The sequence below is a fragment of the Clostridium sp. LS genome (genome assembly GCF_002760435.1).
Taxonomy (GTDB): domain Bacteria; phylum Bacillota; class Clostridia; order Clostridiales; family Clostridiaceae; genus Clostridium.
The window spans coordinates 79,155-94,707 of the sequence record NZ_AUUU01000101.1 but is presented as its reverse complement, the minus strand read 5'-3'; the positions used below and the strand labels follow the sequence as shown (position 1 = coordinate 94,707).

The window sequence follows — 15,553 nt, the reverse complement described above, 5'->3', positions numbered from 1 at the left end:
ATACAATCTAACACTAGAGTATAATTTTGAACAATTATATGAAGCGGAGGATTATTATGAAGATATTAAAAAAGATAATAGTAGAAATTACAGTTGGAGTGTTAATTATATTTACAACTGCGAATTTCACTCAAGTTAGCACATTAGCTAACCCAAATACAGATTTAAATAATAAAAGGATTGCTAACGTTGCTGTAATAATTCACAGACTTTATGATCCGTATATGATGGAACTTAGGAAAGGCTTGGAAAGTATTGAACAAGACAAGAATAATAACGTTAAGTTTACATTTTTTGACGCAAAAAATAATATTGCTGTACAAAATGAGATAATTGATTCTGCACTTAGAAGTAACTATGATTTACTTATATTAAACTTAGCACAGAAAAATGAAAATATTGTTGAAGATATTATTAATAGAGTTAAACAAAAAAATATTCCAGTAATTTTTTTGAATATCCCTCCAGAAACCGTATCTCAAGTTTCTGGAATTTATAATAAAGCCGCTTTTGTAATACCAGATTCTAAAACAGCTGGTATAGAAGAAGGCAAAATCTTATTTAACTTATGGAATACTAATAAAGCAATTTTAGATAAAAATAATGACAACATTTTGCAATATGTTTTATTACAAGGTGAAGCGGGTGATCCTCAAGCAATTGATAGAACAAAATATGCGCAATCAATTATTACAGATTCAGGAATAAAAACGCAACAATTGGCATTAGTAAATGATAATTGGATCAGAGATTTAGCTAAAGATTCAATGAATGGTTTATTCTTAAATTACAATGGCAGAATCGAAGCGATAATTGCTAACAATGATGCTATGGCTTTAGGTGCTATTGATGCACTTCAAAAATATGGATACAATAAAGGTGATAAATTAAAAAATATTGCTGTTGTTGGAATTGATGCATTACCAGAAGCAAAGGACCTAATTGACAAGGGATTTATGACAGGAACAGTTGTCCAAGATTCTAATGTTTTAGCTAAAATGCTCTACTCTATAGGAATGAACTTGATAAACAATTTAGCTCCAACAGAAAATACAAATTATAATACTTCCAAAGGAGAAATTATCATTCCATATAACTACCAACCTTATACAAATAAAGCAAATCCATTCTAAATATTTTGGTTTATTGAGGAATAATAGCCTTAATATTCATATGTCTTATGTATTTAACAAAATTATTATTTGGTATACAATTATATTATAAAAGTATCATAAATGGGAGGACATAGAATGAAAAGGTTGAAGTTAACAAAGATTATAACTAGTTCATTAATAATTTCGTCAGCATTATTATTGAATCCAATATCAGCACATGCAGAATGGAAGAAAGATTCAAAAGGATGGTGGTATGCAAGTAAAAACTCATGGTATACAGGTTGGAAATTAATTGATGGAAATTGGTATTATTTTTATTCAAATGGTTATATGGCTCATGATACTACTATTGATGGATATTATTTAAGCTCTGGTGGAGCTTGGACAGATTCAACAAATACATCATTACGGGAGCAAATATTAGAGAATATAAGCATCGAAAATCCTACATTCAAAATCGAATATTCTAGTAATGATAGAGATTTGAAAAACGTTGAAAATATTATAAATAATGAGATAGATAAACTAAAGATTTCAAATCCATATGAGATGCTTAATGTATCAAATTATACTTTAGACATATTAAGTGATGGCTCAGGCTATATTCATATTACAATTAGCTGTACTTATAAAATGACAGCAGACATGGCAGCTGAACTGGATACAAAAGCAAGAGAAATAGTTTCTAATATCGCTCCAGACAGTATGAGCCAGTCTGATAAAGAACTTGCCATTCATGACTGGATAGTTAATAACACAGAATATGATCAAACTTTTACAATATATGATCCATATAATACATTGCTTAAACATACTGGAGTCTGTGAGGGATATTCAATGCTGGCTCAAAAAATGTTTTCTCTTGCAGGAATTAAATCAACTATTGTACAAGGTACTGCTGATGGACAAGCTCATGCTTGGAATATGGTTTATATAGACGGTAAATGGCGTCATGTTGACTGTACTTGGGATGATCCAGTATCTTTTGAGGATATCTTAAGCCACAAGTATTATAACTTAACAGATCAGGAAATGGAAGCAGATCATTCATGGGACACTTCACTATATCCAAGTGCAAATTAGGTAGATAAATAATATGTAAACTAAGGCATATATTTTATTTATAGCCCACTAATATTTACAAAGGTATTTAATTTTTAGTGGGCTTCTATTATTTTTATATCAATAATCTTGATTTTGAAGTTTATAAGACCTGACGAGAGTGTTTGTAATATATGCTATAATAAATTAATAATGGAAATTGGTTTGCTGGTAAATTTAAAGATTTTGATGAATATAGAAGGGTGATATTATTGAGAATTTTAACTTTTGAAAGTTATCAGAAAATTAGATCTGGATGTATTGTAATGCTAGGCAGATTTTTGGAATCCAAATGCATCCCCTTATACAATTTTAATAGCAATGAAGATTTTAGATAGCATAAAATTTAAAGATAATCAGCACCCTATAATGTAGAGTATTTTTAAAGTTGTTTTGGAGAATAGTTTTATTTAAATATAATATTATTAATAATATTTTGTTTTTTCAAGGCTTAAATATATAATAATTGATTAAAGTAATTTAAGGAGGAAACTTATGTTTAATATAATAATTTATATAATAATAGGTATTGCAGCAGGTGTTTTAAGCGGACTTTTTGGAATTGGGGGTGGAATAATTATAATTCCCGCGTTAGTGTTCTTACAAGGATTTTCTCAATTGAAGGCACAGGGGACTTCTTTAGTTGCAATGCTTCCTCCAGTTGGCATTCTTGCATTTTTGGAATACTATAAAAAGGGGAATACAGACGTATTAGCTGGAATAATTATATGTATTACAATGCTTATAAGCGCTAAGTTTGGAGGCCTATTAGCCAATATGCTTCCAATGAGCATAATGAAAAAAGCATTTGGGATATTTATTATCTTAGTTGGAATAAAAACTTTTTTTGGAAAATAATTAAGTAAAAGGCATTATAAAGTAAAAGAATTTTGTTTAAATAGGTATGCAAATTTTTGTATACCTTATTTGAGTTAAAAGGATTATAATGGTAATGATAGAAAATATAAAATTAAGGGATAAATAGTGCAAAAAAGATGGGGGAGATTGTGAATTATGTGTAATAAATCATACTCGAAAAATAAAATATTGGGAGGAATATGGGGACTAATAATAGGGGATGCAGTGGGTGTTCCGTATGAGTATTATGAAGCTTCTCAAATACCTAAATTAGAAGAAATAGATTTGGATCCACCAAGTTGGTTTAAAAAATCATATACTGATGTGCCGATAGGGACTTATTCTGATGATAGTGCGCAATTTTTGTGTGTATTAGATAGTTATATAGAGTGCAGAGGTTTTGATGTTGATAATTTAGCATATAAAATATTTAAATGGTTAAATAATGGGCTTTGGGCTGTAGACAAAATTGTATTTGATGTTGGAAATCAAACACTTGCTGCACTTAAAATATATGGAAATGGAGTATCACCTCTTGAGAGCGGACTAATAATCCCAGAAGGTAAAGGGAACGGTTCACTTATGAGAGTTCTAGGAATTCCATTGTTGCACAGGGGAACAGATGAAGAGTTAGTAGAATTTTCTCATAAACAATCTTTAATTACCCATGGAAATGTATGCTGCCAAGTATGTTGCGCACTTTATTCATTAATAGCGAAGAATTTATTGTTAGAAAAAGGCTTTGAAGAAGCATATAGTAATGCAGTTTCAACGTTGAAGAAGATATATGAAAGTAAAAATGAGCATCTAAATGAATTAGAAAATAATATATTGCCTGATAATATATTATTAGAGTCTGGAACAGGATATGTAGTAGATTGTTTAAAGAGTAGCATTAAAGTTATCAGGGAGAGCAATTCTTATGAGGACGTAGTTAAGAAAGCTGTAGCCATGGGATACGATACAGATACAACAGCGGCAGTAGCAGGCGGGCTAGCAGGAATTATTTATGGTTATGATAATATAAAAAAAGAGTGGTATGAAAGATTACGAGGAAAAGAAAAGATATTTAAGCTTATTGATAAAATTGAGTTTTAATGCATATTCCAAGTTTATACATATTTATTTATCTGTATATAAATATTTTAATTTATAATAATAAATTAGGTAATAGAAAAGATTATTATAGTATTAAAAAAATAAGACTAGCTTAGTATTTACTATTAAGCTAGTTTTTGATTATGGTAATTAACAAAGCTCAATGAAAGTAAAAAGTAAATAATACTTAATCCATTAAAGAATAAAATTTATATTTATATGCAATATAATGTTAAATATAATTCAGAGGTGGTAAATTTGAAGGATAAAGCAAAATTTTTAAAGGAGAATTATTTATTAATTCCTGTATTAATATTATCTGCAGTTTTAAATTTCGCAAATTTAAAACTGGAGGGATATGGAAATATTTATTATGCTGCAGGTGTAAAAAGTATGCTCCAGAACTTTAGAAATTTTTTTTTCGTCTCATTCGATCCTTCTGGGTTTGTAACTATTGATAAACCGCCATTAGGTTTCTGGATTCAAACTATATCAGCAAAGATGTTTGGTTTTAGCGGATGGAGCTTGATTTTACCTCAAGCTCTCAGCGGAGTAATTTCAGTTGGCCTTATCTATTATTTGGTTAAAAGATCCTTTGGAAATATGTCAGGAATAGTTGCAGCACTGTGCCTTGCGGTTACTCCAATATTTGTAGCAGCCAGTAGAAACAATACTATTGATAACTTGCTGGTTCTAGTTTTACTATTCGCTTGCTGGGCTCTTTCTATAGCGGCTGAAAAGGGAAAAGTTAAATATCTTATTATTAGTTTAGTTCTTATTGGAATAGGTTTTAATATCAAGATGGTCGAAGCTTATATGGTTGCTCCAGCCATATATATTACATACCTTCTGTCCTCAATGATTACTTTTAAGAGGAAAATACTTCATCTTAGCATAGGTACGATTATTCTTTTATTAGTATCACTTTCATGGGCTATAGTTGTAGATTTAATTCCAAAAGATGTGCGGCCGTATATAGGGAGCAGCACTAATAACAGTGTTATAGAACTTATAATAGGCCATAATGGTTTGGAGAGACTTGGATTAAGCAATAAGTCTAAAATAAGTGGAAAAAGTAATTCATCGAATTTTAGTATAAATGCAAGAGCAATTGATTCAACAATTAATAGAACAATGTTAAATTTAAGTGGTGGAAGCACGGTTAATATAGAAGATAGTTTAAAAGCAAATATGTTTAGATTAATTTCAAATAAAAATATATCAGATCAAATTAGTTGGCTTTTACCATTAGCTTTCTTTGGATTTTTTTCAGCCGCAATTAATGAAAAGTTAAAACCCCCATTTAACAATAGTAAAAAAATAGATTTATTATTATGGTTTCTGTGGCTGTTTCCCGAATTTATATATTTTAGCAGTACAAAAGATTCATTTCATACGTATTATTTGACTACTATGGCACCACCCATTGCAGCTTTAGTAGGCATAGGAATAATAGCAATGTGGGAATTTTATAAAGAAAAAACGTGGAAGTCCTATTTATTGCCAGCTGCAATTAGTATTAATGGTGGAATTGAAATACTTATTTTATCTTATAATTATAATAAATCGATCGTATATAAATCCGTAATTTTGGAAACTGCTATTTTAGTATTTGTATCATGCATAATACTTTCTATAGTAAATCCATTTAGAATTAATAAAAGTACTTTGGGACATATTGAAAAAAAGGAGTACGGAGATGATTACAAACTTATTAAGGTAAAAATTATAAATAAAATAGTAGTAAGTGCTGCATTAATAGGAATTTTGATTCCTCCAACAGTTTGGTCTTTTACTCCAATATTTTATAGAATGGATCCAACTAGTCCATCAGCAGGATTAGAGCTTGCAAGTAACAGGCAGATAAGTATTGTTAATAATTCAAAGTTAATAAAATTTTTAAAGGCCAATAAATCAGGTGAAAAATATCTTGTTGCCGTACCAAGTGCAATGAATTATGCGGCAGACTTAATAATTCAAACTGGTGAACCTGTGATGACAATTGGAGGATTTAGTGGATTTGATAAAATAATTACTATAGATCAGTTTGAGCAATTAGTTGCTAGTAAAGAAATACGATATGTAATTGTTAAAGAAGGCCAAGGAAGTGAGAGCTTTAATGTAGGTAATCCTAATCATCCACTTACTGATTGGATTATAAAGAATGGGAAACGTGTGAACGTTAGAGAATGGCAGGAAGTTAATACTTCAGATAATAAAGAATCTGTTGCAGATGAAAGCGTTCAGTTATATGACTTGAAATAAAGCATCATATTAGAAATAAATATGATTGAGAATTATTAATGAAGCTATTAAGAAAAATAGTTTCGTTGACTATAAATCTATATCTTTATCCAGAATATGCAGGCAAAGCTAATACTTAATAAGAGTATTTTTATACGAAAAAGTATAATAAATTAATAGAAGCAGATACTAAAAAGGATGGCATTGTTTTGATATAAAAGTATATATCCAAAATATATCATAGAATGTCATCATTTTTGTTTACGTAAAATAAAAGTTAAATACAAAAGATAGAAGAAAGGAGATACCATGGAAGATACAAAAGTAAAAATTGAAACAGGCTGGAATTTAGATAATAGTTACGCTAATTTACCAAAAAGATTTTTTAGTAAACAGAATCCAACACCTGTACGAGGACCAGAATTGGTTATTCTAAATTATAAACTTGCCACATCCCTTGGTTTAAATATAGAGTATCTGGAAAGTAAAGATGGCATAGAAGTATTTGCTGGGAACAAGATTCCTGAAGGTTCTTTACCTTTAGCTCAGGCTTATGCCGGACATCAATTTGGATACTTTAACATGTTAGGAGATGGTCGTGCTATTCTCCTTGGAGAGCAAATTACTCCATCTGAAGATAGATATGATATTCAGCTTAAGGGTTCAGGAAGGACGCCTTATTCACGAGGCGGGGATGGAAGAGCAGCTCTTGGTCCAATGCTTAGAGAGTATATAATAAGCGAAGCAATGAAAGGCTTAGGTATTCCTACAACTCGAAGCTTAGCTGTTGTTAAAACGGGAGAGTCTGTTTTTAGAGAAACTGAATTGCAAGGTGCAATTCTAACTCGTGTGGCTGCCAGTCATATTCGTGTTGCAACATTTCAATACGCTGCAGAATATGGTGGTTTTGAAGAAGTTAAAGCTATGGCTGATTATACTATAAAGCGTCATTTTTCAGATGGTTGTGCAGCTGAGAATCCATATCTTTTCTTGTTAAAAGAAGTGATTAAGCGTCAGGCTTCCTTAATAGCTAAATGGCAGTTGGTTGGTTTTATTCATGGAGTAATGAATACAGACAATATGTCTATCTGTGGCGAAACAATAGATTATGGTCCATGTGCATTTATGGATACCTATGACCCTGAAACAGTGTTTAGCTCAATTGATCGTGAAGGAAGATATTCGTATGGAAATCAACCATATATTGGAGGCTGGAATTTAGCTAGATTTGCTGAAACTCTTTTACCACTGCTTAGTGATAATCAGGATAAGGCTGTAGAATTAGCCCAAGACGCAGTTTCAGATTTTGCGGATTTATATAAAAATAACTGGCTGTCAGGAATGAGAGCAAAATTGGGGCTATTTAATGAAGAGCAAGAAGACGAATCACTTATTTTCGCACTTCTAAATATGATGAAGGAATATAATGCAGATTATACAAATACTTTTAACGCATTAACTTTTGAAAGATTTACAGATATAGATATGTTTAAAACAAATGCATTTACTGAGTGGTACGAGGTATGGAAGGAAAGAAAAGGTAGGCAGCATGAATCAAAAGATTATTCTCATGCACTAATGAAAAGTTTTAATCCTGCTATTATACCTAGAAATCATCGAGTAGAAGATGCCTTAGAAGCAGCAGAGCATGGAGATTATAGGGTTATGGAAAAATTGCTCGAGGTTCTTTCAAATCCATATGCTCATTTACCAGAGCAATCAGCTTACGCAGCATTGCCACCGAAGTCTTCATGCAGGTATAGAACTTTCTGTGGTACTTAATAGGAGAAATGTGTTAAAAAACCTCATGACTATTTTAAAAACACTTGCTAAAAGTAGGTGTTTTTTTATTTTTATATAAGAGTAATTTAAGTTATTTGTTTTATTTACATTCATTTATGAAAAAGAACTAAAATTTAACTGGTTAGTTTTGTCTAAAAACAGTATAATTTAAAATGAGGTGTATATTATTTAATGGATAATATATATATAACTAATTATTTCATTTGGAGGAAAATATGAGAGTTGTAAGTGTCTCCAGTTTGAAGGGAAACGAAATTCTTGGAAAACAGATTTATGATGAAGCCGGCAGAGTATTACTTAGCGCTGGAGTGGAATTAAAGCCGTATTTTATTGAAAGAATTAAAGAACTTGGAATTTACTCAGTATATATTGAAGATGATATATCAAAAAATGTTGTTATTGAAGAAACTATTTCTGAAAAGACAAGGCAAATGAGCAAGCATGCTGTTAAGGAGATGATTGATAGACATTGCCGTGAAGGAAAAACTGATAATAGTAGTGTTATGAATTCAGTGAATTCAGTAATTGAAGATATACTATCCAATAAGGATGTTTTAATAAATGTTGCAGAAATAAGTGCAAGCGATAATAATATATATTCACATTCAGTAAATGTCTGTGTTTTAGCGACAATAATAGGAACTCACATGGGTTATAATATGTCAAAGCTTAAAGATATAGCTACAGCTGGAATTCTGCATGATATAGGCAGAATAAAACTCATGAATGATAAGAAACTTTTATCAGAATTTAAGACTAAGGAAGAATTAGATGAGTATATTGAATTTAATCATCCTAAGGTTGGGTATGAATTTCTAGGAAGTCAGCAAATTTGGAATGCATATGTTAAGGTTACGGCCCTAATGCATCATGAAAGAAGTGATGGCAGCGGCTTTCCTTTAAAACTAAAAGGTGATGAAATTAACCAAATTGCAAAAATAATTTCCATATGTGATGTTTTTGATAATATGATAACAGGTAGAAGTACAAATGAACCTAAAACTGTATATGAGGCTATTGAATATCTAGTGGGCATGAGCAATATTTATTTTGATGAAGAAATTGTAAGAAAATTTACGATGAATATAGCAGCTTTCCCAACAGGTAGCAGCGTAATGTTAAGCTCAAAAGAAAAAGGTTTGGTAGTTAGGCAAAATAACTCTATGCCGATGCGGCCTGTAGTAAAAGTAGTATATGATAAAGAGGGTAATGCACTTTTAGAGCCTTATGAGGTGGATTTATTAGAGGAATTAACTCTTTTTATTACTAAAACTTGTGAGTTTTAAATTTTGGGAGGGAGTTTATGAGTGATATAGAGGTTAACTTAAATAGTAAGAATTCCAATGATTATCTAAATTTATTGCATAATACTTTTCATAAATTAATGGAGGCTGATAGTGTTAATTATGTAGCTGAGTTAAAAAAATCATTGGGAGAGATTGGAACATTCTTTAATTTGGATAGAATTTATATTTATTATTTTTTAGAAGATTCTACTTTTATGAAGATAGAAGGTCAATGGAGTAAGATAAATATAAAGCCTAAAAGGGAAATTGAAGAGGAAGAGGTTGTTTATGCTTTTCCTTGGTTAATTCGTAAGATTAAGGATAATGATATTGTTACTATAAATAATATTGAGGAAATTCCTTTAGAAGCAATGTTTGAAGCAGAAGCTTTCAGAAAAGAAGGAATAAAATCTTCTCTTATTATCCCATTAAAAAATCAAAATAAAACAATTGGTTTTATTGGATATGAGAGTTTATCAAAAGTTATAGAATGGGAGCAGGAAGTAATTGATATTTTAAAACACATATCAAGGGCTTTTGCATACAAAAGGGTAAGAATTACAAAAGAAAAAGAATATGAAGCAACGATTAATGGGCAAGCTATTTTACTTAATAATTCTCAATCACAGATTTGGGCCCTAAAGAATGTTACATCGTATGCGACAGTAAATGAAGCTCATGCAAAATTTTTTGGGAAAGAAAAAAGTGAGTTAGAATATCAAGATTTATATGATATATTTGATGTAGATACTGCAAATAAACTTTCTAAAAATAATTGGGAGTTATTTCAAAGCAATGAGCCTGCAGAAAAGGAACTTGAGATTAAAAACTGGAAAGGTGAAGAAAGGCTTCTTCAAATTAAGTGTAAACCTGAATTAGACGAAGCAGGCAATATTAAATACTTAATTTGCACTGCTGAAGATATTACAGATCAAAGACTTGCGGAAAAGGAATTGTATAAGGCAAAAGTGGAGGCAGAAGCAGCGAATATTGCTAAGAGCCAGTTTCTTGCTAATATGTCTCATGAAATAAGAACGCCTATAAACGGAATATTTGGATTTCTTGAGTTATTGGAAACATCTAATTTGTCCTTAGAACAAAAGGAATTTATTCGTGAAGCAAAATCTGCTTCAGAAATGTTGTTATATATTATCAACGATATATTAGATTTTTCAAAGATTGAGGCTAAAAAATTAACTATGGAAAGCATTGAGTTCAATTTAAGAACTGCAATAGAAGATGCCGTTTCACTCCTTGTACCAAAAGCCACGAATAAAGGTATTGAGCTTTATTCCATGATTAAAGCAAATGTTCCAGAAGTAGTTATTGGTGATCCATCAAGGTTTAAACAGGTATTAAATAATCTTATAAGTAATGCCGTAAAATTTACTGAAAGTGGTGAAATTTCAGTTGCTATAGATTGCTTAGTGGAAGAGAATGAAATAGCTTTACTTTCTTTTGAAGTAAAAGATACTGGAATTGGAATTAAAGCAGAGAATATTCCTAATATATTTCAATCTTTTAGTCAAGCAGATACATCTACTACTAGGAAGTATGGTGGAACAGGACTTGGACTTGCCATATCAAGTGAATTGGTTAAAATGATGGGTGGCGAAATTTGTGTTGAAAGCAAATTTGGGGAAGGCTCAACATTTAAATTTAATGTGAAATTAAAGATTGCAAAAAGGGTCGCAGAACCAATATACATGTTTGAAAAACTTGATCATGCTAATATTTTAGTAATTGATGATAATGCAAATAATCGTGAAATTGTGAAGTTATATCTTCAAGAAAACGGATTGAAAGTATATGAAGCCGGGGATGCTGGTTCTGGTATAACTACAATTATTTCCAACGCAAATACAAACAATAAAATAAATATTGCTATCATAGATTATGAAATGCCAGGAATGAGCGGTTATGAACTTGCTAATGCTCTTAAAAACATTCCTATTGCAAAAGATGTGAAACTTATACTATTGACTTCATATGCAAAAAGAGAATGCGGTAAATCGGCAAAGGAATTTGGCTTTTCATCGTATTTGACCAAGCCTATTAGGCGAGATGATTTAATCAGATGTGTAGCTGTGGCATTAGGATTGAAGCAAGAAGAGGAAGAAGAACATGAAATTGAAATGGAAAGTGGCATTAAAGAAATACAGACTCAATTAAAGCCAAGGATTTTATTGGTTGAAGATAATGAAGTAAATCGTAAGATATTCATAAGTATGTTAAAATCACATAATATGGACTGTGATGTGGCATTAGATGGCAGCGAAGCATTAAAAGCTGTATCCGAGAAAGATTATGATATTGTTTTTATGGATTGTCAGATGCCTGTAATGGATGGATATGAAAGTACAGCTAAGATAAGACAGCTTGAAGGCGATAAAAAACATACAAAAATTATTGCAGTAACTGCAAATGCCATGGAAGGTGATAGTGTAAAATGTATTAAAGCTGGAATGGATGATTATATTAGCAAGCCTATTAATTTTGATATTATGTTTAGTATGATAGAAGAAAGTATTAGACAAAAAGAACCTGAAGTTAATTACAGCAGTATTTTAGATAAGTATATTGATAATTTTATTAAAATTACAGGACTTGAAGAAGAGGATGCAAAAGAAATATTTGAAGACTATATAAGATGTCTTCCGGATTTACTGGGTGGTATTGAAGATGCTATTAAGAACAATAACTTTAATAAGTTAGCTAAGTTAACTCATGAGTTAAAGGGGTCCTCTGGAACTTTAAGAATTACATCTGTTCATGAATTAGCAATAGAACTTGAGGAAAAAGCTAAAGAACAACAACTAGATGAATGTAATAGAATTTTTATTGAAATAAAAAATTTATTTTGTTAGAAGAGCTTTAAGATTATAGAAAATTAAAGTTTTAAAGGAGTTTTTAATATGAAAAAAGTGTTAATTGTTGATGATTCATCGTATATGAGAATGTTTGTAAAAAAGATTATTAAAAGAGCAGGTGTATTTATAATGTTTGAAGCATCAACTAAAGATGATGCTATTGAGATGTTTAAGAATGCAGGCCCAGAAATTGTGATTCTAGACTTAAACATGTCCGAAACAACGGGAGAAGGAATTCAGGTTTTATCAGAAATAATGAACATTAATCCTGAAGCAGTTGTAATTATTATTTCAGCAGTAGGATATGAAGATGTTAAAGATGAATGTTTAGAATTAGGGGCAAAAGGGTATATTAAGAAACCTTTTGATACTGAAGATTTATTGCAAATATTAGAGGAATATAAATAAGCTCATATTATTTATGAAATTTACTGGGTATTAAATACATATTCCCAATATATTAATAAATTACAAGTTATACATATAAACTATAATAGAAATCATAAATAATATTTTTTTAATGTTTGACTAGAAAACTAGGTATCCGTAGTCTACAAAGGGTCTTTTGATCTAATGTAATAGATGTCTTGTACCTAGTTTTGTTTAAACATGCTTAATTGTTATATGGATTTGTCTATTATAAATAAATATCCGAAAATTCAACATTTAGTGAATTGACTAATCTATTACTTCCTTCAAAAAGTGAAGTATTTGTATCTTCGTTACCTATATGTTCGTTTATAGGCAAAGTTATTTTAAAAGCACTGCCGTTACCTGGTTCGCTTTCCAGCTCTATTGTTCCATTTAAAACATCAACTAATTTCTTTACAAGGGATAAACCTATTCCTGTTCCTTCTGCTTGTCGTGATAAATTGCTATCCACCTGTCCAAATCTTTCAAATATGAGTTCTTGTTTATCTTTTGGGATACCAAGGCCTGTATCAGTTATTTGTATTATTATTGCATTTGTTTTTTTATCTTCGCTCAGGCTTACAGTAACAGTACCACCTGCATCTGTAAATTTAATTGCATTAGAAAGTAAATTTAAGATGATCCGCTCAAGTTTTTCATCATCGGTAGAGATGTTTTTACATTTTATATTGCATTTAAAGATCAACTCAATATTCTTTTGATCTGAATAAAGTCTCACTGATTGAGAAATTTGCTTTGTTAACGATACAATATCAATAGTTTTAATATGTAATTTAAATCTGCCAGAATTTATTCTTGTAATATCTAATAAATTATTTACAAGCCGCAGCTGTCTAAATGTATTTTGTTTTATATTTTTAATTAAATTTTTTGCTTTGTCTGGCATTTCGTTAATGTAAGCATATTCAATTAGTTGCACAGCTGAATAAATTACATTTAAGGGAGTTTTAAATTCATGGGAAATTAAAGAGATAAATTCATCCTTCATAGCTAGTGCTTTTTCGATTGCATATAGTTTCTCTTGCTCTGTTTTTATAATAAGCTGTTGTTGATGTTTTATTTTATCATTGTTTTCAATAATATGTGTGATATCATGAGCAAGAACTATTCCGTATTCAAAATTTCCCTTTTCATCGAAAATAGGCACAGCGCTTATTTCAAGATGAACTTTATTATGTTCGTTTTTAATTATCACGCGTTGCTGTTTTACGGTTATACCTTTAGAAACTTTAAAGATAGGTAAATCTTTAATATCTAACTCTCTATCATTATCATCGTAATACTTTGCTTCATTAAGGATAAAATCCTCAAGTTTATCAGTAGTTGTCATAGAATGATTTTTTCTTAAGTTTTTGTTTAAGGCTTTGTTTGTCCTAGTAAAGTTACCATATTTATCTATAACTATTAATGCATCATAAATGTTATTAAGTATTACTTCAAGTTCTTTATTTTGTTTTGATATGAGATTGTTGTTTTTTACAATTTCAGTGATATCTTGAATTACTATCACACCAGTATCAAGCTGGCTGTTTTCATCAAAAATAGGAATTACATTACAATTTAAATAATATTCTTTATTATTGTAAACATATTTAAGCTTTTGGCCTTTAATTTTTATACCTTTCAATAGCTTAACAAAGCATAAATCATCATAAGGGATAGGATTACCGGAAAAATCATAATATTTTCCTACATTACATGAGTATCCAACATAATTATTATATTCACTCTCTCCAAATAAACATCTTATTATGTTATTTTGCTTAATATACTTACCGTTTTTATCAACTATTGAGATTAAGTCTTCAACGCTTTCTATAACACTTTTCAATTGCTTATTTTTTCTTTGTATATGCTTTCTACTTAAGACTCGATCATTAACGTTCTCAAGCATAGACATGATGTACTTTACTTCTCCGTCTTCAGATATTGGTGTAATAGTATTATCCCAATAATCGTTTTTCCCTAAAATATGACCATGCAGTTCAGTAAAATAAGCTGGTTTATTATTCTTTACAATATTTGTTAAGAGATTTTTTGCACCAGATGCCTCAAAATTAGGAATAAATTCATCTATACATTTTCCATATACTATATCTTTTGAGTTGAATGGTTTTGGCATATAAGATAAATATTTTTTATTTGCTTTAATAAGCTTAAAATCATTTGAAGTGTAAATGCCTATGCCTACCTTGTTATCATTTATTAAATTTTCAACAAAAAGGAGTTTATTATCTAAGCGTGAATTTTCTATTTCACTAAAAATATAAATATTGGTAATGTTGTCGATATCTTTAAACTTTTTTATGTTAACAAACCTTACTTCAAAAGTTTTAGTAAACAAAATTAATCGAGTTTCGTTATCAGATATATTAATTTCATTACTGCTTCTAAATAATTCATTGAAAATTTTAGTAATATTTTTACCACATAATTCGCTTCTGGTAAATTGTGTTAGGTTTATAAAATTATTATTAACGTCTAGTATTATCTCATCTTTCTCTTTAATTAAAGATTTTTTTGTATTATAAAACTCATTATTCAAAATAGTCCCCCCAATACACAAAATTAATTTGAATTGTACTATTAGTACAAAATTATAATATCATATAACTTGATATTTTTGTATATTTTACTAAAATGTTAGAAAATTAGAAAAAATGGAACTTTTCAAAAATATTATTTTACTGTTCATTTTTTATGGCTTAATTAGTAATTCTGAATTCTTTTTATCATATTCTAATAT

Annotated in this window: 10 protein-coding genes; 9 read left to right on the top strand and 1 reads right to left on the bottom strand. The window is 29.8% G+C overall.

The window, feature by feature from the left end; genetic code table 11:
* Positions 1–56: 56 nt before the first annotated feature.
* From COL3_RS20495 to COL3_RS20455, 9 genes are all read left to right on the top strand, one after another.
* Positions 57–1,133: a galactose ABC transporter substrate-binding protein gene (locus COL3_RS20495; protein WP_008421150.1), complete on the top strand. Its 1,077-nt coding sequence runs from the start codon at positions 57–59 to the stop codon at positions 1,131–1,133.
* Between the two features lie 117 nt (positions 1,134–1,250).
* Positions 1,251–2,198 (top strand): transglutaminase domain-containing protein, encoded by a 948-nt coding sequence (locus tag COL3_RS20490; protein WP_008421147.1) that lies wholly within the window; start codon positions 1,251–1,253, stop codon positions 2,196–2,198.
* A 513-nt stretch (positions 2,199–2,711) separates the two neighbouring features.
* The gene (locus COL3_RS20485) at positions 2,712–3,074 is read left to right on the top strand and encodes a sulfite exporter TauE/SafE family protein (protein WP_008421145.1); all 363 of its coding nucleotides are present in this window, start codon (positions 2,712–2,714) and stop codon (positions 3,072–3,074) included.
* Between the two features lie 156 nt (positions 3,075–3,230).
* The gene (locus COL3_RS20480; protein WP_008421143.1) at positions 3,231–4,172 is read left to right on the top strand and encodes an ADP-ribosylglycohydrolase family protein; all 942 of its coding nucleotides are present in this window, start codon (positions 3,231–3,233) and stop codon (positions 4,170–4,172) included.
* Positions 4,173–4,430: 258 nt separating this feature from the next.
* Positions 4,431–6,437 (top strand): glycosyltransferase family 39 protein, encoded by a 2,007-nt coding sequence (locus COL3_RS20475; protein WP_008421141.1) that lies wholly within the window; start codon positions 4,431–4,433, stop codon positions 6,435–6,437.
* Positions 6,438–6,725: 288 nt separating this feature from the next.
* Positions 6,726–8,198, top strand: a complete 1,473-nt coding sequence (locus tag COL3_RS20470) for a protein adenylyltransferase SelO (RefSeq protein WP_008421138.1) — start codon at positions 6,726–6,728, stop codon at positions 8,196–8,198.
* A gap of 236 nt (positions 8,199–8,434) precedes the next feature.
* On the top strand, positions 8,435–9,505 hold the full coding sequence (locus COL3_RS20465; protein ID WP_008421136.1) for an HD domain-containing phosphohydrolase: 1,071 nt from the start codon (positions 8,435–8,437) through the stop codon (positions 9,503–9,505).
* 17 nt (positions 9,506–9,522) lie between these two features.
* Positions 9,523–12,372 carry a response regulator gene (locus tag COL3_RS20460; protein WP_008421134.1) on the top strand — a complete coding sequence of 950 codons (2,850 nt, stop codon included), beginning with the start codon at positions 9,523–9,525 and terminating at the stop codon, positions 12,370–12,372.
* 48 nt (positions 12,373–12,420) lie between these two features.
* Positions 12,421–12,783, top strand: coding sequence for a response regulator (locus COL3_RS20455; protein WP_008421132.1), 363 nt, complete (start codon positions 12,421–12,423; stop codon positions 12,781–12,783).
* 229 nt (positions 12,784–13,012) lie between these two features.
* On the opposite strand, the gene COL3_RS20450 is transcribed toward COL3_RS20455, so the two are convergent.
* A complete protein-coding gene (locus COL3_RS20450) occupies positions 13,013–15,352 on the bottom strand; it encodes a PAS domain-containing sensor histidine kinase (RefSeq protein ID WP_008421128.1) in 2,340 nt (779 codons plus the stop codon).
* Between the last annotated feature and the right edge of the window lie 201 nt (positions 15,353–15,553).